The 23210-nt window shown below is 36.3% G+C and carries 19 protein-coding genes and 1 tRNA gene; 12 read left to right on the top strand and 8 right to left on the bottom strand.

The annotated features are described in order from the left end of the window. Window positions 1-128: 128 nt before the first annotated feature. Window positions 129-362, bottom strand: coding sequence for a DUF3098 domain-containing protein (locus tag H602_RS0113565; protein ID WP_026978486.1), 234 nt, complete (start codon window positions 360-362; stop codon window positions 129-131). 71 nt (window positions 363-433) lie between these two features. Beyond that, the gene (locus tag H602_RS0113560; RefSeq protein WP_026978485.1) at window positions 434-1309 is read right to left on the bottom strand and encodes a cell division protein FtsX; all 876 of its coding nucleotides are present in this window, start codon (window positions 1307-1309) and stop codon (window positions 434-436) included. A 308-nt stretch (window positions 1310-1617) separates the two neighbouring features. On the opposite strand from H602_RS0113560, the gene leuS reads away from it, so the two are divergent. Next, the gene (gene leuS, locus H602_RS0113550) at window positions 1618-4494 is read left to right on the top strand and encodes a leucine--tRNA ligase (RefSeq protein ID WP_026978484.1); all 2877 of its coding nucleotides are present in this window, start codon (window positions 1618-1620) and stop codon (window positions 4492-4494) included. Window positions 4495-4762: 268 nt separating this feature from the next. Then, the gene (locus H602_RS0113545) at window positions 4763-5461 is read left to right on the top strand and encodes a zinc metallopeptidase (RefSeq protein WP_026978483.1); all 699 of its coding nucleotides are present in this window, start codon (window positions 4763-4765) and stop codon (window positions 5459-5461) included. A 315-nt stretch (window positions 5462-5776) separates the two neighbouring features. On the opposite strand, the gene H602_RS0113535 is transcribed toward H602_RS0113545, so the two are convergent. Further along, window positions 5777-7147 (bottom strand): saccharopine dehydrogenase family protein, encoded by a 1371-nt coding sequence (locus H602_RS0113535; protein WP_026978481.1) that lies wholly within the window; start codon window positions 7145-7147, stop codon window positions 5777-5779. A gap of 109 nt (window positions 7148-7256) precedes the next feature. On the opposite strand from H602_RS0113535, the gene H602_RS0113530 reads away from it, so the two are divergent. Both H602_RS0113530 and pckA read left to right on the top strand, forming a co-directional pair. Further along, the gene (locus H602_RS0113530) at window positions 7257-7655 is read left to right on the top strand and encodes a DUF423 domain-containing protein (protein WP_342663503.1); all 399 of its coding nucleotides are present in this window, start codon (window positions 7257-7259) and stop codon (window positions 7653-7655) included. 70 nt (window positions 7656-7725) lie between these two features. Continuing rightward, the gene (pckA, locus tag H602_RS0113525) at window positions 7726-9330 is read left to right on the top strand and encodes a phosphoenolpyruvate carboxykinase (ATP) (protein ID WP_026978479.1); all 1605 of its coding nucleotides are present in this window, start codon (window positions 7726-7728) and stop codon (window positions 9328-9330) included. 148 nt (window positions 9331-9478) lie between these two features. On the opposite strand, the gene H602_RS0113520 is transcribed toward pckA, so the two are convergent. The 4 genes from H602_RS0113520 to H602_RS0113505 all read right to left on the bottom strand — a co-directional run bounded on the left by H602_RS0113520 (window position 9479) and on the right by H602_RS0113505 (window position 12772). Next, entirely contained in the window at window positions 9479-10657 is a 1179-nt protein-coding gene (locus H602_RS0113520; RefSeq protein ID WP_026978478.1) for an acyl-CoA dehydrogenase family protein, read from the bottom strand. 229 nt (window positions 10658-10886) lie between these two features. Next, window positions 10887-11600 carry a tRNA1(Val) (adenine(37)-N6)-methyltransferase gene (locus H602_RS0113515; protein WP_026978477.1) on the bottom strand — a complete coding sequence of 238 codons (714 nt, stop codon included), beginning with the start codon at window positions 11598-11600 and terminating at the stop codon, window positions 10887-10889. Window positions 11601-11690: 90 nt separating this feature from the next. Beyond that, window positions 11691-12215 (bottom strand): ribosome maturation factor RimM, encoded by a 525-nt coding sequence (rimM, locus tag H602_RS0113510; protein ID WP_026978476.1) that lies wholly within the window; start codon window positions 12213-12215, stop codon window positions 11691-11693. A gap of 14 nt (window positions 12216-12229) precedes the next feature. Beyond that, entirely contained in the window at window positions 12230-12772 is a 543-nt protein-coding gene (locus tag H602_RS0113505) for a 30S ribosomal protein S16 (protein ID WP_026978475.1), read from the bottom strand. A gap of 251 nt (window positions 12773-13023) precedes the next feature. On the opposite strand from H602_RS0113505, the gene H602_RS19430 reads away from it, so the two are divergent. The 7 genes from H602_RS19430 to H602_RS0113465 all read left to right on the top strand — a co-directional run bounded on the left by H602_RS19430 (window position 13024) and on the right by H602_RS0113465 (window position 21858). Beyond that, the gene (locus H602_RS19430; RefSeq protein ID WP_051224530.1) at window positions 13024-13548 is read left to right on the top strand and encodes a DUF6252 domain-containing protein; all 525 of its coding nucleotides are present in this window, start codon (window positions 13024-13026) and stop codon (window positions 13546-13548) included. Between the two features lie 59 nt (window positions 13549-13607). Continuing rightward, complete coding sequence (locus H602_RS0113495; RefSeq protein ID WP_035759656.1) at window positions 13608-14834, top strand: sensor histidine kinase; 1227 nt, start codon at window positions 13608-13610, stop codon at window positions 14832-14834. A 79-nt stretch (window positions 14835-14913) separates the two neighbouring features. Next, window positions 14914-15309, top strand: coding sequence for an RNA recognition motif domain-containing protein (locus tag H602_RS0113490; protein WP_026978473.1), 396 nt, complete (start codon window positions 14914-14916; stop codon window positions 15307-15309). Window positions 15310-15531: 222 nt separating this feature from the next. Next, window positions 15532-20079, top strand: a complete 4548-nt coding sequence (dnaE, locus tag H602_RS0113480; RefSeq protein WP_026978472.1) for a DNA polymerase III subunit alpha — start codon at window positions 15532-15534, stop codon at window positions 20077-20079. Window positions 20080-20185: 106 nt separating this feature from the next. Next, window positions 20186-20503 (top strand): thioredoxin, encoded by a 318-nt coding sequence (gene trxA / locus H602_RS0113475; protein WP_026978471.1) that lies wholly within the window; start codon window positions 20186-20188, stop codon window positions 20501-20503. 269 nt (window positions 20504-20772) lie between these two features. Next, window positions 20773-21699, top strand: coding sequence for a DUF58 domain-containing protein (locus H602_RS0113470; RefSeq protein ID WP_026978470.1), 927 nt, complete (start codon window positions 20773-20775; stop codon window positions 21697-21699). Between the two features lie 85 nt (window positions 21700-21784). Then, window positions 21785-21858 (top strand) — tRNA-Asp (locus H602_RS0113465). Window positions 21859-22142: 284 nt separating this feature from the next. On the opposite strand, the gene H602_RS19705 is transcribed toward H602_RS0113465, so the two are convergent. Continuing rightward, entirely contained in the window at window positions 22143-22388 is a 246-nt protein-coding gene (locus H602_RS19705; protein WP_084404263.1) for a transposase, read from the bottom strand. A gap of 564 nt (window positions 22389-22952) precedes the next feature. On the opposite strand from H602_RS19705, the gene H602_RS0113460 reads away from it, so the two are divergent. Further along, the gene (locus tag H602_RS0113460) at window positions 22953-23189 is read left to right on the top strand and encodes a hypothetical protein (RefSeq protein ID WP_026978469.1); all 237 of its coding nucleotides are present in this window, start codon (window positions 22953-22955) and stop codon (window positions 23187-23189) included. The last annotated feature ends 21 nt before the right edge of the window (window positions 23190-23210 follow it).

The following is a 23210-nucleotide window of genomic DNA, read 5'->3' as shown; positions in this document are numbered from 1 at the left end:
TTTTTAAATTATGAGTTATGAATTATGATTTATGATGTACTAGTTGAGAGTTTGATGTTCTCAATAAAATAAAAATTGACAACTGTAGACATTGCCTACCGCGACTGAAGGTTGTGACTGAAGGCTAATTATTTACTCTTTTTCAAGATGGCATAAATTGTAATCCCAAAACCAATTAAAACGGTTGTGGGTGCCAATCGAATGCGTTGCCAGTTGAAAATTTTGTCACTAAAAACAGCAGGATCATCTGTGCCACCGCCTGACATTAGGATAAACCCTAAAGCGATTACGGCAAGTCCAATTAATAAGAATTTGTAATTTACGCGGTCAAAAAGAAACTCGTGTTGTGGTTTATTTTCCATTTGTATATTTTTTTACTTTTAGATTTTAGCGCTAACCTTCAAATTCCGGCTTCGTAACTCATAATTTATAATTAATATAAATCGTCTGTTCTTAAGTTCAAGAAACGTTGCGTTGCAAAGAACGTACTCAACCAAGTTATGATAATTCCAACTACTAAAACGCCAACTAAAACCGCTGCCGTCAAAGCCTCTTCTGCTAAAATATTCAGATTTGGATACGTAAGATTCACATAATATAAGGTTGCGATTAATGCTAAAATAGCCAATCCAGCGCCAATCATTCCCAGTTTTACACTTCTCCAAATAAAAGGTTTTCTGATAAAAGATTTTGTCGCACCCACCATTTGCATCGTTTTAATGATAAAACGATTGGAATAAATTGAAAGCCGCATGGAACTGTTGATCAACAAAACCGCTATAAAAGCAAGAAAACCGCTGATGATTAAGATCCAAAAACTTACTTTCTTGATGTTGTCGTTTACTAAATTCACCAACTGTTTGTCGTACACAATGTCTGAAATCGCTTCGTTTTTACGCAAGCGCGTTTCGATTTTTGCAATACTATCGTTCACAATATAATCCGCTTTTAAGTGAATATCAAACGAGTTTTGCAACGGATTGGTACCTAAAAAGGTCATGAAATCTTCGCCAATAATATCGGTATGTTGTTTCGCAGCTTCATCTTTCGTTACATAAACAAAGGATTTTACAAACGGAGCAGTTTGTAATTCACTGTCAAAAGCTTTTATAATCGTGTCGTTTGTATCATTGTCAAAAAATACCGTCATGGCGATTTCTTCTTTGAAGTCATCGGCAAGATTCTTCGAATTGATTACAAATAAACCCAATATACCCAACAGAAAAAGCACCAAAAAGACGCTCAATACAACCGAGAAATAAGAGGATATTAACCTGCGTTTTTGAAATTTATCGTAAGAAGAACTCATAGTTTTTTAATTATGGCGTAAAAATAATAAACAATTTGTTTAATCATACTTTATAACGTTCAAAGTTTTGACTTTCGTACAATATATGTAAATTTGCTCACTCGAATTGATTTTTTTTGTATAGAAGCGAATCATTCGGGCCGTCATTGCGAGGAACGAAGCAATCTCATAATAGGGTGGTCTCATCAGTGGCAATGACAAAATTTCCATTTTAGTCTATGGCTAATTGAAAAGCTATTTTAATTTTTGAATCCTTTAGAAAAACAAACTTTGCATCTTCGTGCCTTCGCGGCAAAAAAAAAATAAACATGAAATACAATCCCAACGAAATTGAAGCCAAGTGGCAAAAACATTGGAGTGAAAACGGTACATTTCAAGCCGAAAACAATTCCGATAGACCTAAATATTATGTTTTAGACATGTTTCCTTATCCTTCAGGAGCCGGATTACACGTAGGACATCCATTAGGGTACATTGCTTCGGATATTTATGCCCGATTCAAACGTCATAAAGGATTTAATGTTTTGCACCCGCAAGGTTACGACAGTTTTGGACTTCCAGCCGAGCAATATGCAATCCAAACGGGTCAACATCCCGATAAAACAACCAAGGAAAACATTGCACGGTACCGTCAACAGTTGGACCGCATTGGTTTTTCATTTGATTGGAGTCGGGAAGTGCGTACGTCAAGTCCTGATTATTACAAATGGACCCAATGGATTTTCATCCAATTATTCGAATCTTGGTACGACAAAGATTCGGATGAAGCCCGTGACATCAAAACCCTAATCATGGAGTTTGAAGCCAACGGAAATTCAAAAGTAAACGCCGTTTGTGATGATAGCATCGCTGCATTTTCGGCCGACGATTGGAAATCCTACACAAAAGAAGCACAAGAAAGAATCTTACTACAATACCGAATGACGTTTCTTGCCGAAACGGAAGTCAATTGGTGTCCCGGTTTAAAAACCGTTTTGGCAAACGACGAAATCGTTGGTGGCGTTTCAGAACGTGGTGGACATCCTGTAGTTCGTAAAAAAATGACGCAGTGGAGCATGCGAATTTCTGCCTATGCAGAACGTCTGCTTCAAGGTTTAGATACGATTGATTGGACGGAATCATTGAAAGAAAGTCAACGAAATTGGATCGGAAAGTCGGTCGGTGCGTTGGTGTCTTTTAAAGTAAAAGATTCAGAAATCGAGCAAGACAATGTAGATTACATCTTATCTGGAGACGAAACGAATGCGTATAAAATTGAAGTTTTTACCACCCGTCCCGACACCATCTTCGGAGTGACCTTTATGACTTTGGCACCCGAACACGATTTGGTTGCAAAAATTACAACTCCAGCACAAAAACAAGCGGTTGAAGCCTATATTGAAGCAACTGCAAAACGTAGTGAACGCGAACGAATGGCAGATGTTAAAACCATTTCAGGTGTGTTTACCGGAGCTTATGCTGAACATCCTTTTACTAAAGAACCAGTTCCCGTTTGGATTGGCGATTATGTACTTGCCGGCTACGGAACAGGTGCAGTTATGGCGGTTCCTTGTGGTGACGAACGCGATTATGCCTTCGCTAATTTCTATAAGGGAACAGAAGGGATGCCGGAAATTAAGAATATTTTCGACCAAGACATTTCTGAAAATGCTTTTGGAGCAAAAGAAGGTTTCAAGTTAGTGGACTCCGATTTTTTAAACGGAATGACCTACAAAGAAGCTTCGGCAAAAGCCATCGAAGCTTTGGAGGAAATAGAGCAAGGGAAAGGCAAAATAAATTACCGTATGCGAGATGCTGTTTTCTCCCGTCAAAGGTATTGGGGCGAACCGTTTCCAGTGTATTACGTAAATGGATTGCCGCAAATGATTGCCAAACAACACTTGCCCATCAGATTACCGGAAGTAGAAAAATATTTGCCAACCGATGACGGCCAACCGCCTTTAGGAAATGCAAATGTTTGGGCATGGGACACGTTACAACATGCAGTGGTAAGTAATGATTTGATCGATCATAAAACAATTTTTCCTTTAGAATTAAATACCATGCCAGGTTGGGCAGGAAGTTCTTGGTATTGGTTGCGTTACATGGACGCTCATAATGAGGACGAAATGGTGTCGAAAGATGCACAAAACTATTGGCAAAACGTCGATTTATATATAGGAGGAAGCGAACACGCAACGGGTCACTTGCTATATTCTCGTTTCTGGAATAAATTCTTGAAAGATCGAGGCTACGTAAATCAAGACGAACCGTTCAAGAAATTGATCAATCAGGGAATGATTTTGGGAATGAGTGCTTTAGTATATAGAATTTCAGGAACTAATAAATATGTTTCTAAAAATCTTAAAAATGAGTATGATACAGAAGGTCTTCACATTGATGTAAGTCTTGTAAATTCGTCTGATGAAATTGACACAGAAAAATTAAGAGAGTGGCAACCACAATTTAATAATGCTGAATTTATTTCTGAAAATGGCAAATTTTACGTTGGTCGTGAAGTTGAGAAAATGTCTAAACGTTGGTATAATGTAGTTAATCCAGACGACATCTGCAACGAATACGGAGCAGATACCTTACGTTTATACGAAATGTTTTTAGGTCCATTAGAACAAGCAAAGCCTTGGAATACCGGCGGAATTTCGGGAGTTTTCGGATTCTTGCGAAAACTATGGAGGTTGTACTTTGACGAAAATGGATTGATAGTAACGTCTAATCCAGCTTCGGCGGAGGCCTTAAAAACTTTGCACAAAACGATCAAGAAAGTCAACGATGATATTGAAGGATTTTCATTCAATACCTCGGTTAGTCAATTTATGATTGCCGTGAATGAATTAACTGCCATGAAATGCCACGAACGTAGTATTTTAGAGCCGTTGGCAATCTTAATTTCGCCGTATGCACCCCACATCGCCGAAGAATTGTGGGAAAAGTTAGGACACCAAATGAGTATTTCAACAGCCGCTTTTCCAATATTCAACCCAGAATATTTAGTGGAAAGCAATAAGGAATATCCAGTTTCTTTTAATGGTAAAATGCGTTTCACCCTGAACTTGCCTTTGGATTTAACCAAAGAACAAATTCAAGAAATAGTAATGAACGACGAAAGAACCATCAAACAACTAGAAGGTAGAACGCCAAATAAAGTAATTATCGTTCCAGGAAAAATCATCAACCTAGTGGGATAATGCATTGTTTTTTTAAAAAGGACCTCCAATATCATAAAGATGTTGGAGGTTTTTTAGTTCAAGCAATCAGTGTACAAAACTGCAATAACTTGGGAGTTAGAAGCTCATTTGTGCATCTCCGAAGCTCAATATAGAGTCTTATTTGTTAAAAAAAGGTCTACTTATAAACGACTACCGTTAACTTTTATAAAATCTTTAACTACCGCCAAACTGACATTAGTTTGCAAGTGGAATACAATTTGTTATATTCGTACCAAAATCAAAAACTATGTGGGGATATTATATTTTAATTGGAATAATTGCTTTAGTAAGTTGGGCGGTAAGCAACAAATTAAAAAGCAAGTTTGAATTCTATTCAAAAGTGCAATTGCGCAACGGGATGAGCGGTGCCGAAATTGCCGAAAAAATGTTAGCAGATCACGGTATTCGCGACGTGCAAGTAATTTCTACACCAGGACGATTGACCGATCATTACAATCCATCAGATAAAACAGTAAATTTAAGTGAAGCCGTGTATAACCAGCGAAATGCAGCCGCAGCCGCCGTTGCCGCTCACGAGGTAGGTCACGCAGTGCAACACGCACAAGCATACGATATGTTAAAATTCCGTTCGGCAATGGTCCCAATGGTAAATGTTTCGTCAAGTGTCTCACAATGGCTCATCATCGGAGGACTGATTATGGGTGCAGCTGCAGGTCTTGGAATGGCTTATTATGTAGCCGTTGCCGGAGTAATCTTAATGGGTATTACCACCATCTTTACCTTTATAACATTGCCAGTAGAATACGATGCAAGTAACCGCGCTTTAGCATGGCTAAAAAATAAAAACATGTTGAGTCAAGAAGAATATGCAGGTGCCGAAGACTCCTTAAAATGGGCGGCAAGAACCTATCTTGTAGCTGCAATTGGAGCCGTTGCCACTTTACTTTATTGGGCTTTACAAGTATTTGGCGGTTCAAGAGACTAACCCAAATTGATATAAATACCAAAATCCGCTTTCATTCATTTGAAAGCGGATTTTTTTAGTTTTGAAACCCATCAAGTTCGAGTAAATGCAGCTTTCTGCATACTTCCAGTTGATTATTTTGGAGCGAATCGCTTGGGCTTTTTCAGCAATCCATTTTCCCGCTATCCTTCCATCCCGATAAAAAAATCGGGATTCCATCCTATCGGGGCTACCGAGGTTGCTACAAGAACGCTTGCAATGGTATCAAGAAAAAGTAAATTCAAAAAAAATTCGCTCTGAAATCAAAGCGAATTTATATATTGTATTGTGCGATCATTAAACCGTCAATCGATCGGGATTGTATCCAAAGTAAGGCATTTCTTTCTCATGAAAAACCACACCAAATTCCTCCAATTCTTTTAATATCGGCAAGTACACTTCCTTACGAATTGGCAATTGCACACCGGGCGTTTTAATATTTCCGTTTAAAATCTGAAGCGTCGCCATTGCCACAGGAAGTCCAACGGTTTTTGCCATTGCAGTATAAGTTTGGTCGTCGCCAAGACAAACCATTGTGGCGTCAATTTGTTTGTGTTCGCCATTTAATTCGTACCCAAATTTATGATACATCACAATCATATCTTTATCTTCCGGAGCAAGAGTCCAACTGTCGTTCAGGATGCGTTCTAAAATTTGAGCAGGTGTTCCATTCTTTACACCGACAATTTTTGTTGCACTAAATAAATCAAGTTCTAAAAGTTTGTCCCAAATAATATCATCTTGTTCAATTCCCGTGCTCATTCTGAATTTAGATTCCACAGAATCCGATGGGTGATACGGTAAAAACAAGTTGGTAAAATCACGGAAACTAATTGTGTCTGAATTATCAATAACATACGTGTCGTCTGTCATTCCCAACTGGACAAAAACATTCCATGCTTTTGAAAAGCCAACTCTTCGAATTGTTCCTCTATATAAGGTCAATGCATCCTCCAAGCCATAAACATTTTGGTACTTCAAAGAATCACGATTGGCATAGCCTTCAAATTTCCCGTAACCTTCTACATGAAAATATTCCGTTCTACGAAACAGCTTTTGATACGGAATGTATTTGTATTTTCCTTCTTGAATAAATTTCGCAGTTCCACCTTGACCGGCTAAAACTACGTTTCTAGGAGCCCAAGTAAATTTGTAATTCCACAAATTATTATCTGATTCAGGAGCGACTAAACCACCACAAAACGATTCAAACAAAATGATTTTTCCACCTTGTTCTTTTATTTCGTCAATGACTTTCATGGCGCTCATGTGATCAATTCCCGGGTCAAGACCTACTTCATTCATCAATACAAGTCCTTTTGCCACAGCTTCGTCATTTAAAGCTTGCATTTCGGTACTGATGTAAGAAGCGGTAACCATGTTTTTGCCAAAAGCCACACAATCTTTAGCCACTTCAATATGCAAGTGAGCCGGCAACATTGAAATAACGATATCTGCTTTTTGAATTTCAGCTTGGCGCTGTTCTGTATTGAAAATGTCTAGCGCCAATGCAGCAGCATTAGCATGATTTTGAGTTTTCTTTTGTGCCAATTCTACTGATAAATCGGCAATTGTAATGTGTAATTTTTCTACTTCAGATTTGCTCAACAAGTAGCGAATAAGCGAAGATGCGGAACGTCCAGCACCAATAATAAGTATTTTTCTCATAGTTAGGTTGTCTCTCACAAAGGTATCAAATTGATCTATTTTGTGCCAACGAAAACGTTATAATCTTTCTCGCGTTAAAAGTTTGAGTATCTTTGTGCAAATTTTCAAAATGATGAATAGAAAGATTATTCTTACAGCTGTTTTTCTAGGAGCAGTTTCTATTGTTCTAGGAGCTTTTGGAGCACACGCTTTAAAAAAGGTAATTGATGTTAATGCATTGGTTACTTTTGAAACCGGTGTTCGTTACCAAATGTATCATGCATTATTCTTGTTGTTTCTGGCAACAAACAACATGGTTCAAGAAAAAACTAAAAAAATCATACATATAATGGTCATCTTTGGTGTTGTATTTTTTTCAGGTTCTATTTATTTATTGGCAACAAATGCAATCACTTCGTTTGACTTTAAAGTAATCGGATTCATAACACCAATCGGAGGATTGTTATTTATTATCGCTTGGGCGATGGTATTTATTGACATTTTTAAGAATAAGTCACAATTTCAATAGAATAGTACTTCATCTAAAATATAATTTTTACTTTTGCAATCTGTATTAAACACACACAACAATTAAATTTATGGATAATAACGCTTCAATTACGAAATCGATTTCGTTAGACGAATTAGGAATTAAAAATTCAAATGTTCATTACCAATTGACGCCAGATCAACTACATGATATCACTATCAAGTCTGGCGAAGGAGTAGAAAGCTCAACTGGAGCTCTATCAATTAACACCGGCGAGTTTACAGGAAGGTCGCCTCAAGACCGTTTCATTGTTAAAGATGCTATTACAGAAGATAAAGTATGGTGGGGAAAAGTTAACATTCCCTTTTCATCAGAAAACTTTGACAAGCTTTATAAAAAAGTAACCAACTATCTTTCAGAGCAAAAAGAAGTTTTTGTTCGTGACAGTTATGTTTGTGCAGATCCTAACTATCGTTTAAACGTTCGCGTGGTAACTGAATTAGCATCATCAAACTTATTTTGCTATAATATGTTTCTTCGTCCAGAAGAGTCTGAATTAGCAAACTTTGCGCCAGATTGGAAATTAATTTGCGCACCAGGTTTTATGGCAGATCCTGCTGTTGATGGAACGCGTCAGCATAATTTTGCTATATTAGACTTTACACGTAAAATTGCTTTAATCGGTGGAACGGGTTATACTGGAGAGATGAAAAAAGGAATTTTCTCTGCATTAAACTTTATTTTACCAGTAGATAAAAATACGTTACCAATGCACTGTAGTGCAAACGTAGGAAATGATGGCGACACAGCAATTTTCTTCGGTCTTTCAGGAACAGGAAAAACAACATTATCGGCAGATCCAAAACGTAAGTTAATTGGAGACGATGAGCACGGTTGGACTGCTGAAAATACGGTATTCAACTTTGAAGGCGGTTGTTATGCTAAAGTGATCACATTAACGGAAGAGCAGGAGCCGGATATTTTTAGAGCTATTAAAAAAGGAGCAATTCTTGAAAATGTTGTATTCAAAAAAGGAACTAACGAAGTGGATTTTGACGATGTTTCAATCACGCCAAATACACGTGTAAGTTACCCAATTTACCATATTGATAATATTCAACCGGGATCAATTGGAAAAAATCCAAAAAACATTTTCTTCTTAACAGCAGATTCATTTGGAATTTTACCTCCAATCTCAAAATTGACTCCAGGTCAAGCGGCTTACCACTTTATTTCAGGATATACTGCAAAAGTAGCTGGAACTGAAGCAGGTGTTACAGAGCCACAACCTAACTTTTCTGCTTGTTTTGGAGCGCCATTTATGCCGTTACATCCAACAAAATATGCTGAAATGTTAAGTCAGAAATTGAAAGATACTGGTGTTCAAGTTTGGTTGATCAACACGGGTTGGACTGGTGGACCTTATGGAATTGGAAGTCGTATGAAATTGAAATATACGCGTGCTATGATTACCGCTGCTTTAGAAGGTGATTTAGATAATGTGACTTTTGAAAAGCACGAAGTTTTTGGAATTGAAAAACCACAATCGTGTCCAAACGTTCCAAGTGAAATCTTGAACCCAAGAAATACATGGGAAGACAAAGATCTTTACGACAAGAAAGCGATTGAATTAGGTAAAAAGTTCCAAGAAAATTTTGCTAAATTCGAAGAGTTTGCTAACGAAGAAATTTTAGCAGGTGGACCTATAGTTTAGTTCCTAATCGAACACTTTAAATATCAAAAAGCCCGATTATTTCGATAATCGGGTTTTTTTTCGTCCTGCAATTTAGATAAAAAAAAGTCCTGATTACTTTTCAGCAATCAGGACTTTTTACTTTAATAGTATCTTGTAACCTTTAAAATTATTTAAAAGCTGGAATTCCTGTAATGTCCATTCCAGTAATCAATAAATGAATATCATGGGTTCCTTCGTAAGTAATTACAGATTCCAAGTTCATCATGTGACGCATGATTGAATATTCGCCAGTAATTCCCATTCCGCCAAGAATTTGACGCGCTTCTCTAGCAATGTTAATTGCCATGTCTACGTTATTTCTTTTTGCCATAGAAATTTGAGCGGTAGTCGCTTTTCCTTCATTTCTCAAAACACCTAAACGCCAAGTCAACAATTGTGCTTTTGTGATTTCAGTAATCATTTCAGCTAATTTCTTTTGTTGTAATTGCGTTCCAGCGATAGGTTTGTCAAACTGAATTCTTTCTTTTGCATAACGCAAAGCTGTATCATAACAATCCATTGCGGCACCAATAGCGCCCCAAGCGATTCCGTATCGTGCTGAATCCAAACATTGCATTGGTGCTCCTAAACCAGATTTTCCTGGCATTAAGTTTTCCTTTGGTACTTTCACATTGTCAAAAATCAATTCACCAGTGGCACTTGCACGAAGCGACCATTTATTGTGTGTTTCAGGAGTAGTAAAACCTTCCATTCCACGTTCTACGATAAGTCCGTGAATTCTTCCTTCTTCATTTTTAGCCCAAACTACAGCAATATCTGCAAAGGGAGCATTTGAAATCCACATTTTTGCACCATTTAATAAATAATGGTCACCCATGTCTTTAAAATTGGTAGTCAATCCGCTTGGATTTGAACCATGATCCGGTTCAGTTAATCCAAAACAGCCCATAAATTCGCCAGTAGCTAATTTTGGTAGATATTTTACACGTTGCTCTTCTGTTCCAAATTTCCAAATGGGGTACATTACCAAAGAAGATTGAACAGATGAAGTAGAACGAACGCCTGAATCACCTCTTTCGATTTCTTGCATAATCAATCCGTAAGAAATTTGATCTAAACCTGCACCGCCATATTCTTCTGGGATGTAAGGTCCAAATCCACCAATTTCGCCCAAACCTTTTATAATTTGTTTTGGAAATTCTGCACGTTGTGCAAAGTCTTCAATAATTGGAGAAACTTCACGTTTTACCCAAGCGCGAGCTGAATCGCGAACGAGCTTGTGTTCATCTGTAAGTAAATCGTCTAATAAATAATAATCTGGAGCTTGAAAAAGATCGGGTCTCATTGTTGTGAAATTTTAAGTCTTCGCAAAAATAAAGAAAGATAGTTAACAAATCAACAAACAGAAGTTATAATTTACCCCAAATTCGGTATTTTTAAAGATAAGGGCAGTCCGTTAAAATATTATGCTAATCGTTGTCCTCTTTTTGTTTTTAATGAATGTATTAAATCAATATTCATTGCGCAAGAATCCGGTAAACTGGCGAAGTAATCCATATTGCGGTTTAAGGGAATTACATCTTCAAATAAAAATCCTTCGTCAAAGAAATATATTCTTCTGTGTAAACATGTCTTTCGGTTTCAATAACTAACTCGTTAATTTCGATTTCATTACTTTCAAGTCGTTTAAAAGCCAATAAACTTCGCTTGATTTCGGAGGTTGATGTTCCTTTTACACGGGTGATTTTCATCGGGAATAATTCAAAATCTCTTGCTAAAGCAAGGAAACTTTCTTCTTCTTTAAAAGGGATAATTACTGAAAATATTCCGTTTTCAGAAAGCAATAAATCCGCAGCTTCAACCAACATTTCAAAAGGCATGGCAACTTCAAATCGTGCTAAATCTCTTTGAGAATCTTCTGTTTTGTAGTTTTCGGTGTAAAAAGGAGGATTGGAAATAATCAAATCATATTCGTCTTCCGGTTCTTCAATCAATTCGTCTAAACCGGCATGAAAACAAAATAAACGATCACCCCAAGGAGAGTTTTCAAAATTTTCGGTAGCTTGTTCATACGCCTCTTCATCGATTTCTACGGCGTCAATTTGTTCCGCAGTACTTCTTTGAGCAAGCATTAAAGCAATGATTCCGGTTCCAGCACCAATATCTAAAACGCTAATCGCAATTTCAGGAATGGGACTCCAAGCGCCAAGTAAAACGCCATCGGTGCCAATTTTCATTGCACAGCGGTCTTGTTCTACAGAAAATTGTTTGAATTTAAATGTTGACATTTATCTAAAAAATTAAAACCATTAAGAAATTGAGTTTCATTAAGTTTTACCTTAAATTTCTTAATTTCTTAATGGTTCAAAATTATAATTTTACAAATACATTTCAATAAGTCCTTCTGGTAAATCCATAATAACCTTTTTATTTTCTCGGTCAATTTTGACAAGAAAATGGTCAATCATCGGGATTAAGATTTCAACGCCATCATTCAAAACTTCAAATAGAGGTTGTGCTGAACTGTCGTTGATGGATTGGATTTCCCCAACGATTCCAAGTCTTTTGTCTTCTACTTCAAATCCAATTACTTCGTGAAAATAGAATTTGTTACCCGTAAGTTTTGGTAACATTTTTAAAGGAAGATAAACATGATTGCCTAGTAAAGCATCCGCTTCTTCCTCATTTTTTACATCTTCAAAGCGAACACGTAGAAAATCATTTTTGTGTAACGAACAGTTTTCAATAAAAAAAGGAACCAAATGTTTGCCGCATTCGACAAACATTGATTCCAAGTTTTCGTATAACTCGGGTTCGTCTGTGTCAAGATAGACCAAAACTTCCCCTTTAAAACTAAATTTTTTTGCGATCTTACCTAAATAGAAACAATCTTCTTTACGCATAACCGCTACTTAAATTAGGCTTGAGTTTCTTCGTTGTTTTCTTCTGTTGCTTCTTCAGTAGCAACTTCAGCATTTGCAGCCTCAGATGCAGCAATTAAATCAGCTTCCGCTTTTTTAACAGCAGCAACACGGTTTTCATTTACTTTTTTCTCTGCTTCAAGAGCTTTCGTTCTTGCATCAGCTTTAGAAGTAGACAATCCGTCTTTTTTAGCCTCAACTTTACCGTCTTTAGCTTCTAACCAAGTAGCTAATTTTGCATCAGCTTGTTCTTGTGTTAAAGCTCCTTTACGAATACCTCCATCAAGGTGGTGTTTCAATAAAGCACCTTTGTAAGAAAGAATTGCTTTTGCAGTATCAGTTGGCTGAGCACCATTGTGCAACCATCTAACAGCGCTATCTACATCTAATTCAATAGTTGCAGGGTTAGTGTTTGGATTGTAAGTACCAATTTTTTCTAGGTATTTACCATCTCTTTTTGAACGAGCATCAGCTGCTACAACCCAGTAAAAAGGTTTTCCTTTTTTACCGTGTCTTTGTAATCTAATTTTTACAGACATAATCTAAGATTAAATTTTGAGGTACACGACCTCGATTAATTAAGGGTGCAAAGATACATTTTTTTTTACGCATGCAACCTTTGTGTTGATTTTTAATTTGTTAATCTCTAATTGTGTCACTTGTTTATCTAATTTTGTTAATAATGGTACGGGAAATGCATTTTATTTAAAATTATTTAGCATGTTTCGTTTTAAAAACTATTTTTGTAAACTATAAATTGAACCACAAATCTTTAAACTGAATACTCAATATGAAAAAAATTTTCGCGTTATTAATGATAGTTAGTGTTTTGGCTTCTTGTGAAGAGGAAGTGTCGTTTAACACTCCCGCTTTTCAAGCAAGAAAGGATAATTTTATGTGGAGGGCTAGGGATTATACGGCAGTGTATGATGTTACAACTAGCACATTGCAGTTATCAGCCTTTGTTGGTTTTGAAAAATTAGTGGTAACTGTTGCTCCGGTAACTATTGTTGGAGATGGAACCACGGCTTTTTTCCAAGATACGACTTTTAATTTAAGTAACAATCCAGATGCTCTGGCAACTTATTCGTTTGTAAATAACGGACAAACTTATTTTTATGCTACAGATGTTGAAGATGTGGCTACTGGTGAAGTAATTATTAAAAATGATGCAATTCAAAAACCAGGTACTATTAGCGGTTCATTCCGTTTAGATGCTCCTTATATAGGAGATGTGCCAAATGCGCCTGAACGAATTAATTTTCAAAATGGCGTTTTCTATGAAATTCCAATTACTTTTGGTCCAATATTGTAATAGTTCTAAAAACCCATTCTGCAACGGATGGTTTTTTTTTGCTTAACCTATAAATTTATATGATAGCCCCAATTATCCCAATAAATGAAAAATCTAGACTCAAAGCACTTCGTGAATACTCCATTTTGGATAGCCTTCCGGAAAAAGAGTATGACGCTATTACGCTGTTGGCTTCTCAAATCTGCGGAACTTCCATCGCTACAATTAGCTTAATTGACGAAAAACGCCAGTGGTTTAAGTCGAAAATAAATCTTGACGGAGATAGTGCGGACAAAGAAAATTCTTTTTGTGGTCACGCAATTGTTGATCCCGACACAATATTTACGATAAAGGATTCGAGATTAGATGAACGTTTTCGAGACAATCCGTTAGTTACAGGTTATCCTAATGTTGTGTTTTATACCGGTGTTCCTTTGGTAAATCCTGAAGGACTTGCATTAGGTACGCTTTGTGTTATCGATAGTAAACCAAAGGAGTTGAATGAGGCTCAGTTAGCTGCTTTGAAGGCGTTATCTAGCCAAGTGGTAAGTTTGTTGGAGCTTCGCAAAAGTAAATTAATGCTCGAGCGTCTCACGGCTGATCTGGAAACTAGAAATAAAGAAGTTGAAAAATTTGCCAGTGTTGCCGCGCATGACATTAAATCGCCCTTAAATAATATTTTGAGTCTTACCGAGATTCTATCGCAAGAGTACGATTCGATTTTAAATGATGATGCTAAAATGATGTTGGAAATGCTAAATACTTCTTCGCAAACTTTACGCGATTTGGTGGACGGAATTTTAGAACACAGTAGAAGTGATTATTTACTAAAAGGAAATAAAAGTATTTTTAACATTGATACTTTGGTTAGTCAATGCATTCAGCTTCTGGATCATAATAGTGAGTTTCAGTTTGAAAAAGAATTATTTGCATCTGAAATTTCTGGAAACAAAGTGGCATTGCAACAGATTCTGTTAAATTTAATGAGTAATGCTGTAAAATACAATAGCAGTACGTGTGTTAAAATTAAAATTGTATTGACCGAAGATGATCAATATTACAGATTTGTAGTGGAAGATAATGGAATTGGGATTGATCCAAAATTCCAAAATCAAGTATTTGAAGTATTTGAAGTGATCAGTACCGAAGATCGTTTTGGAAAGAGGGGAACCGGTATTGGATTGTCAACCGTAAAAAAATTGGTATATGGACTCGGTGGAACGATTTCATTAAAATCGGCTTTGGGAAAAGGATCCGTTTTTGAATTCACCATCGAAAAAGATGATTTTACTACTAAAATCTCCTAATGTATTCACAAATATTGAAATAGATATCAAAATCCAAATTTAATTGATTACATTTGTTTGAATTATAATAATTGTACATATGAATATTTTCGTAGGAAGTCTTCCTTTCAGCATTGAGGAAGCAGATTTAAGAGAGTCTTTCGAGGCTTATGGTACTGTAGATTCTGTAAAAATCATTACAGATAAATTTACAGGTAGAAGTAAAGGATTTGGTTTTGTTGAGATGCCAAATGATGACGATGCACAAAAAGCGATTGACGAATTGAACGGAGCTACTGTTCAAGGACGTGCAATTGTAGTAAATAAATCAGAACCGAAACCAGAAGGAGAAAGAAGAAGCTTCAATGGTGGTGGAAACCGTGGTGGTGGTCAAGGTGGTTACAGAGGTGGAAACGATCGCAATAGCGGTGGTGGATACGGAGGTAACAGCCGTGGCGGAGACAACCGTGGTGGTGGAGACAGAGGTGGTTACTAAACCAATCTTTCTTCAACATATCGGACGAAAATAGAATAATGTACTTTTAGTAGATGTAACTGTTTTTATCAAATATATAAAGAACCATTTTAAGATTGATTTATCAATTTTGAAATGGTTTTTTGTTGCGTCTAATTTTGTGATTAATTTTGAAAAAAAAGCTGTAATTTTGAATCCTTCGCTTTTTTTTAAAGGCGATTTTTAATACATTAAAAATCAGCTATGTACTTAATTTTTGATACGGAAACTACCGGATTACCTAAACGTTGGGATGCTCCAATTACCGATTCAGACAACTGGCCTCGGTGTATTCAAATTGCGTGGCAATTGCATGATGATTTGGGACAACTTATCGAACATCAAGATTATTTAGTTAAACCGGAAGGTTTTAATATTCCTTATGATGCCGAGCGAATTCACGGAATTTCCACAGAATTAGCCGAAGCGCAAGGTGCTACATTAGCAGAGGTTTTAGCGAAATTCAATATTGCTTTATCTAAAACGAAGTTTATTGTCGGTCAAAATTTAGGTTTTGATATCAATATTATGGGAGCGGAATTTCATCGAGCTGAGGTTGATTCCCAAATGAGTTCCATGAAAATTTTAGATACTTGTACCGAAGTTACCGCGTCTTTACTTAAATTGCCAGGAGGTCGTGGCGGAAGATTCAAATTACCAACCTTAACCGAATTACACCAATATTTATTCAATAAACCTTTTTCTGAAGCACACAATGCAACTGCCGATGTGGAAGCTACGACACGTTGTTTTTTCGAATTAATTCGACGTGAAATTTTCACAAAAGAAGAATTGGATGTGCCACTTTCTTATTTCAAGGAGTTTCAAGAGCGAAACAATCACGAAATTCAGTTAATTGGTTTAAAGCACATCAATTTAAAACTTGCTTCGGAGAAAATTCGCCAGCAAATCCAAGCGATTCAAGGCGGTGGAACTAAAAATACAGTTTCTGAATCGGCTAAAAAAGATTTAAAAGAAGCTCGATTTGCTCATTTGCATAATCATACGCAATTTTCGGTTTTGCAATCTACTATTGGAATCCCTAATATGGTTTCGGCTTCAGCCAAATTTAAAATGCCTGCCGTTGCAATGACGGATACGGGTAACATGATGGGTGCTTTTCACTTTGTGAGTGCCGTTATGAATCACAATAAAGGAGCAAAATCTAAAATTGAAGCTTCCATTGCAGCAGGTGAAGAACCAACGGATGTTGAAATTAAACCTATTGTAGGTTGTGAATTTAATGTGTGTGAAAATCACGAAGACAAGTCCAAAAAAGACAATGGATACCAGATTGTTTTGATGGCAAAAAATAAAAAAGGGTATCATAATTTGGTTAAAATGGCTTCGTTGGCATTTACCAAAGGATTTTATTATGTGCCTAGAATTGACCGAAAAATCATCGAGCAATACAAGGAAGACATTATGGTTTTGTCGGGGAATTTGTACGGTGAAATTTCAAGTAAAATTTTAAATGTTGGTGAGAATCAAGCAGAAGATGCATTAATTTGGTGGAAACAGCAATTTGGCGAAGATTTCTATCTAGAAATCATGCGTCACAACCAAGAAGATGAAAATCGTGTAAATAAAACGCTGATTGAGTTTTCAAAAAAGCATGAAGTCAAACTTATTGCGACAAATAATACATTTTATTTAAATAAAGAAGATGCAAATGCCCATGATATTTTATTGTGTGTAAAAGATGGTGAAAAACAAGCCACGCCAATTGGTCGTGGAAGAGGCTATCGGTACGGTTTGCCAAATTCAGAATACTATTTCAAGTCGGAAGATGAGATGAAAAAATTGTTTTCTGATTTACCAGAAGCGATTATTAACATTCAAGAAATTGTAGATAAAGTCGAAATTTACTCATTGTACCGAGATGTTTTACTTCCTAAATATGATATTCCACAAGAATTTGTCGTTGCAGAAGATGAAGCGGACGGTGGAGTTCGAGGTGAAAACTCATATTTGCGTCACTTAACAATGGTTGGTGCTCAAAAAAGATACGGTACTATTACGCCAGAAATTCAGGAGCGATTGGATTTTGAATTACTAACTATTTCCAATTCGGGTTATCCGGGTTATTTCTTGATTGTTCAGGATTTCATTGCTGAAGCAAGAAGAATGGATGTTTCTGTTGGTCCTGGTCGTGGTTCAGCAGCAGGTTCGGCGGTTGCATATTGCTTATGGATTACAAATATTGACCCGATTAAGTACGATTTGCTTTTTGAGCGTTTCTTAAATCCCGACCGTGTATCCATGCCCGATATTGACATCGATTTTGATGATGAAGGTCGAGGTCGTGTTATGGATTATGTAATCAATAAATACGGACAAAAGCAAGTTGCGCAAATTATCACTTATGGTAAGATGGCAACAAAGTCTGCGATTAGAGATACGGCTCGAGTATTAGATTTGCCACTTTTTGAAGCAGATCGAATTGCCAAGTTAATTCCGGCAATGATGCCGTCTAAATGGAATTTGGCGCGTTTTATTTCAGAAAAAGAAGAAGATGTTAAGAAAGCATTACGTTCGGATGAATTTGACGCGGTTAAGGAATTAATAGCAATTGCAAACGAAGGTGAATTAGCGGGAGAAACCATTCAGCAAGCTAAAATTCTGGAAGGTTCAATGAGAAACACTGGGATTCACGCCTGTGGAGTTATCATCACACCATCGGATATTACTAATTACGTTCCCGTTACGCTTGCAAAGGATTCGGAATTATTTGTAACGCAATTTGACAACTCCGTTGCTGAAAGTGCTGGTTTGTTAAAGATGGACTTCTTGGGTTTGAAAACCCTAACTTTGATTAAAGATACAGTCAAATTAGTCAAGTATAGAAATAATATCGACCTGAATCCGGATGAATTTCCTATTGATGATAAAGAAACCTATGAGCTCTTTCAACGTGGAGAAACGGTAGGTATTTTTCAATACGAGTCGCCCGGAATGCAGAAATATATGAAGGATTTGAAACCAACGGTTTTTGGCGATTTAATTGCCATGAATGCGTTGTATCGTCCGGGTCCAATTGAATATATACCTTCTTTTGTTCGCAGAAAAAATGGTGAAGAAGAAATCAAATACGATTTAGATGCTTGTGAAGAGTATCTCGGAGAAACCTACGGAATTACGGTTTACCAAGAGCAAGTAATGCTTTTGTCGCAATCTTTGGCTGGCTTTTCAAAAGGTGATGCCGACGTTTTGCGTAAAGCAATGGGTAAAAAGCAGAAAGATGTTTTGGATAAAATGAAGCCTAAATTCGTTGAGCAAGCTTCTGCGAAAGGACATGATGCGAAGGTTTTGGAGAAAATTTGGAAAGACTGGGAAGCCTTTGCGAGTTATGCATTTAATAAGTCACACTCCACGTGTTATGCTTGGATTGCTTATCAAACTGCTTATTTAAAAGCGCATTTTCCAGCGGAATATATGGCGGCAGTTTTGTCCAATAATATGAATGATATCAAGCAGGTTTCCTTCTTTATGGAGGAATGTAAGCGAATGGGCTTGAATGTTCTAGGTCCTTGTGTAAATGAATCGTATTATAAATTCACTGTAAATAATGATTATGCCGTTCGTTTCGGAATGGGTGCGATCAAAGGAGTTGGTTCTGGTGCGGTGCAAACTATTGTCGACAGTAGAAAAGACGGAAAATACAAATCGATTTTTGATTTAGCCAAACGAATCGATCTTCGAGCTGCGAATAAAAAAGCAATCGAAAATTTAGCTTTGGCTGGAGGTTTTGATACGTTTGAAGGTACGACGAGAGCTCAATATTTTCACCATGATGAGGGCGATAATGTGACATTTTACGAAAAAGCCATTCGCTACGGAGCTAAATTTCAAGAGAATGAAAATTCGTCTCAAGTGAGTTTATTTGGCGAAGCTAGCGATGTTCAAATTGCCGAACCAATTGTTCCTCCATGTGAAGATTGGAGTACGATGGAGAAATTAGCTAAAGAAAAAGAAGTGGTAGGAATCTATATTTCGGGACATCCATTAGATGATTTTAGATTTGAAATGAAATATTTCTGTAATTCCAATCTGGATGCCTTGCGGAATTTAGACCAACATGTAGGTAAGAGTTTGACATTTGCGGGAATTGTAAATAACGTGCAACACCGTGTGGCGAAAAACGGAAAAGGTTGGGCTATCTTTAATTTGGAAGGTTATGATGAAAGTTTCGAATTCAAAATTTTCGGAGAAGAATATTTGAAATTCCGACATTTTTTAATTCAGAATAATTTCACTTATTTGAAGGTTTTGGTCAAAGAAGGTTGGGTAAATAAGGAAACGGGTAAAAAATCAGATCCGCGAATTCAATTTACAGAAGCTAAACAATTGCAAGATGTGTTGACCAATTTTTCAAAGAAAATCATCATCGATTTAGATATTAAAAAGTTAAAACCGGAACTGATTGAAAATTTAACCACAGTTTTTAGTGAACATCAAGGCGATCACCAAGTGAGTTTTGAAATCCTAGAAACCGAAACAGCTTTAGTCAAAAAGAGTGTTTCAGTCGATCCAATTGCAACAGCTGACGACCAAGTTGAAATGGATGAACAATTAGAACTAGATAGTGATGAAGATATTGAAGTTGAAATCCCTGTTGATATAGCTACAGAAATTGAGGAAACTCGAATATTGACTAAGCTTTCCATGAACAGTAGAAAGTTGAAAATCAACATTTGTTATGAACTTTTGCAAGAGCTTGAAAAGTGTGATTTAACATTCAGATTGAATTAGTCAAATCAATTTTAGCAATTCATAAATAGCCAAAACTAATTTAAAATGGTTTTAAAAATCAAATAAATGATGTAAATTTGTGTATTAATAAACTAAATAAAAGATTATGGCATTAACAATAACAGATGCTACTTTCGAAGAAGTAGTATTGAAATCAGACAAACCAGTAGTAGTAGATTTTTGGGCAGCTTGGTGTGGACCATGTCGTATGGTTGGACCAGTTATCGAAGAAGTAGCTGCTGATTACGAAGGAAAAGCAGTAGTAGGAAAAATTGACGTTGACGCAAATCAAGAGTTTGCTGCAAAATACGGAGTAAGAAATATTCCAACTGTTTTGGTGTTTCAAAACGGTGAAGTAGTAGGACGTCAAGTTGGTGTTTCTCCTAAAAAGGCATACACAGATGCAATCGATGCACTTTTGTAAATCGAGCATTTCATTATAAATTAAGGTTTGGCAATTGTCAAACCTTTTTTTTTGGTGCGAATCGTTTGGGTCTGTTATTGCGAGTTTAGAAGCAATCTCTCCTATTATTGCGTCTTTCTTCCATTACGATTAAAACAAGCATTTCCTCCAGCCGGTCCCTAAGCTTCGGAATGTTTAGGTTTTTAAAGCACTTTTGGTTTCTGCTTTACAATCTCCCATCTTTTCAATATCTTTGGTTCTGGCCAATCTGGTAAATATAAATACTCAAGATGAATATTGAATCACAATTTGAAAATATAGCACGATTTCAGCACTTGGAACTTTTAGCAAACCAAGTAGTCGAAGGATTTATATCCGGAATGCATAAAAGTCCATTTCATGGATTTTCAGCAGAATTTGCCGAACATAAAACGTATAATGCGGGTGAAAGTACCAAACACATCGATTGGAAATTATTTGCAAAAACGGATCGTTTATACACCAAACGTTACGAAGAAGAAACCAATTTGCGTTGCCATCTCATTATAGACCACTCTTCTTCGATGCAATATCCTATTTTAAAGTCAGGAGAACTCTTTTATAAAAGTAAAATTGGTTTTTCAGTTTTGGCATCAGCCGTATTGATGAATTTGCTCAAAAAACAGCGTGACGCCGTTGGATTGAGTATTTATTCCGACACTTATGAATATTATGCTCCTGAAAAGGGGAGTGAAAGACACCATCGTATGCTGTTAAATCAACTTGAGAACTTGATACAACATAAGAAAGAAACAAAACCAACAGATACGGTTACTTTTTTACATCATATAGCCGAGAAGATGCACCGTCGTTCGATGATTGTGCTGTTTACAGATATGTTTCAGAATGGAGACGAGGAGGCGTTGTTTAATGCTTTGCAGCATTTGAAGCACAACAAGCATAAAGTTATTTTGTTTCACGTGATTGATCAGCAAACAGAGGTTAACTTTGACTTTGACAGTGGTCCGAGAAAGTTCATTGACGTAGAAACTAATGAGGAGGTCAATATTTTTGCAGACAACATTAAGGATTTATATGAAAAAGAAGTACAATCGTACTTTAAAAAAATAGAAATGATTTGCATGCAGAACAAAATTAGGTACGTTCCGGTGAATGTTGGAGAAAATTTTGAAAAAATTTTAACCACCTATTTAGTTGAAAAACAATCTTTTGGTTAGAAAATGAAAAAAAAGTTGAATTTATTTTAAAAAAGTGCTTGCAGAACTCGAAATGAGTTGTATATTTGCACCGCAGTAGCGCAACGGTTTGGTAGTTCAGTTGGTTAGAATACATGCCTGTCACGCATGGGGTCGCGGGTTCGAGTCCCGTCCAGACCGCTATAAAAGGGGAAAGCACTTCAGAGATGAGGTGCTTTTTTGCCCCCTAAAAGCATCGAAAATAGTTGTGTTGTTTTTACCCGAAAGGGTAGGTTTAGTAGTTAGACCGATGAAAAGCTTTCCACGTTGTGGATGGCTTTTTTGTTTTTAGGGTGGTTTGTGTTTTGGGAAATTCGTTAATTTTGAAATGCACGCTTTCTAATAGCAAAATCAGATTTTATCTAAAATCTGTAGAAGATGAAGATTTAATGGGATCAATCCCAAAACCTGTGGAGTAGCAAAAATTAGGCATATATATTAGTTAGTCTAAAAAGGAAAAACTCAATGTTCCTCACGCCTCTAAATTGAGATCTAAAAGCTTTTATTTTTGCGTTAAAAGATTCCGCTGAAGCATTGGTACTTCTGTTGTCAAAATAGTTTACGATTGTTTGATAATGATTCTGTATTGATCTAGATATGGTATTAAATGATTTAAATTCCGCTTGGGCTACTTTTTCATGCCATCTAGCTAATTTGCTTAGACCATAAATTTTATCGGTAGTATTGGATCAATCCCATCCTCGATTAATTCCTATAATTTCTCAATAAGGATTTCTCTCTCACTTTAATTCCAGTGAAAAACCGAATGCTTCTTCTGTATTTGCTCTTGGATACTTAAAATGTAAAACTTTAGACTGCATTAAAAACTATTTTACAGGTAATTACGTAAATCACTTAAATATTCATTCACTTGAAATGACATTGAGGTTTTGCGGATTAAATTTCCAGATCATTAAATGTTAAATTTTAATAATTGTTGTTTTATGTGTTTTAATTGATGATAATGTAGGTCAATTCAACACTATTTTATGTTTTAGCGTTGCTAATTTATCGGTTTTGTTGTACGTATGCTAATGTTCAAGGTAATTATTTGGTTAAAACTTTGAAAAAAAATCAGTATAATCTGGATTTAAAATAGTAAGAGAATAATAAATTTTGAATTTATTTCCACTTTTCATTAAAGTTAGTACTATCAATATTTATTGTATTGAATTAGTGTTAATTACTGAAAACACGTTGTAGCTTTGCAGTCCCTAATCGAATATAATTACTTTATGAAAAACACTTTTCTCAGAACACTTTTTCTACTTTCATTCTTACTAATAGATTTAGTTCTTTTTGCCCAACCTTATGGTTCTGGTCCGGGTACTGATGATGAGAATGGTACTTTAGAAGGTGATGACTTGCCTGCAGCATCAATCAACGCAAAATTGATTTGGCTAGCTGTAGTAGGAATCATCTTCGCATACTACACTTTTCAGAAGTCGCGCTTAGCAAAATTATCTAAGTAAAATCCTCTACTTTATAGGTGT

The organism is Flavobacterium tegetincola DSM 22377, from assembly GCF_000425485.1.
Classification (GTDB): Bacteria; Bacteroidota; Bacteroidia; order Flavobacteriales; family Flavobacteriaceae; genus Flavobacterium; species Flavobacterium tegetincola.
This window is presented reverse-complemented; position numbering and strand designations above follow the sequence as displayed.

Excerpts from the sequence above, each read along its gene's own strand:
- H602_RS0113490 (WP_026978473.1), top strand. The coding sequence starts at position 14,914 with ATGAATATTTTCGTAGGAAGTCTTCCTTTCAGCATTGAGGAAGCAGAT.
- H602_RS0113535 (WP_026978481.1), bottom strand. The coding sequence starts at position 7,147 with ATGAGAAAAATACTTATTATTGGTGCTGGACGTTCCGCATCTTCGCTT.
- rimM (WP_026978476.1), bottom strand. The coding sequence starts at position 12,215 with ATGCGTAAAGAAGATTGTTTCTATTTAGGTAAGATCGCAAAAAAATTT.
- leuS (WP_026978484.1), top strand. The coding sequence starts at position 1,618 with ATGAAATACAATCCCAACGAAATTGAAGCCAAGTGGCAAAAACATTGG.
- dnaE (WP_026978472.1), top strand. The coding sequence starts at position 15,532 with ATGTACTTAATTTTTGATACGGAAACTACCGGATTACCTAAACGTTGG.
- H602_RS0113545 (WP_026978483.1), top strand. The coding sequence starts at position 4,763 with ATGTGGGGATATTATATTTTAATTGGAATAATTGCTTTAGTAAGTTGG.
- H602_RS0113495 (WP_035759656.1), top strand. The coding sequence starts at position 13,608 with ATGATAGCCCCAATTATCCCAATAAATGAAAAATCTAGACTCAAAGCA.
- pckA (WP_026978479.1), top strand. The coding sequence starts at position 7,726 with ATGGATAATAACGCTTCAATTACGAAATCGATTTCGTTAGACGAATTA.
- H602_RS0113515 (WP_026978477.1), bottom strand. The coding sequence starts at position 11,600 with ATGTCAACATTTAAATTCAAACAATTTTCTGTAGAACAAGACCGCTGT.
- H602_RS0113505 (WP_026978475.1), bottom strand. The coding sequence starts at position 12,772 with ATGTCTGTAAAAATTAGATTACAAAGACACGGTAAAAAAGGAAAACCT.
- H602_RS0113560 (WP_026978485.1), bottom strand. The coding sequence starts at position 1,309 with ATGAGTTCTTCTTACGATAAATTTCAAAAACGCAGGTTAATATCCTCT.
- H602_RS0113460 (WP_026978469.1), top strand. The coding sequence starts at position 22,953 with ATGAAAAACACTTTTCTCAGAACACTTTTTCTACTTTCATTCTTACTA.
- H602_RS0113470 (WP_026978470.1), top strand. The coding sequence starts at position 20,773 with ATGAATATTGAATCACAATTTGAAAATATAGCACGATTTCAGCACTTG.
- trxA (WP_026978471.1), top strand. The coding sequence starts at position 20,186 with ATGGCATTAACAATAACAGATGCTACTTTCGAAGAAGTAGTATTGAAA.
- H602_RS0113565 (WP_026978486.1), bottom strand. The coding sequence starts at position 362 with ATGGAAAATAAACCACAACACGAGTTTCTTTTTGACCGCGTAAATTAC.
- H602_RS0113520 (WP_026978478.1), bottom strand. The coding sequence starts at position 10,657 with ATGAGACCCGATCTTTTTCAAGCTCCAGATTATTATTTATTAGACGAT.
- H602_RS0113530 (WP_342663503.1), top strand. The coding sequence starts at position 7,257 with ATGATGAATAGAAAGATTATTCTTACAGCTGTTTTTCTAGGAGCAGTT.
- H602_RS19430 (WP_051224530.1), top strand. The coding sequence starts at position 13,024 with ATGAAAAAAATTTTCGCGTTATTAATGATAGTTAGTGTTTTGGCTTCT.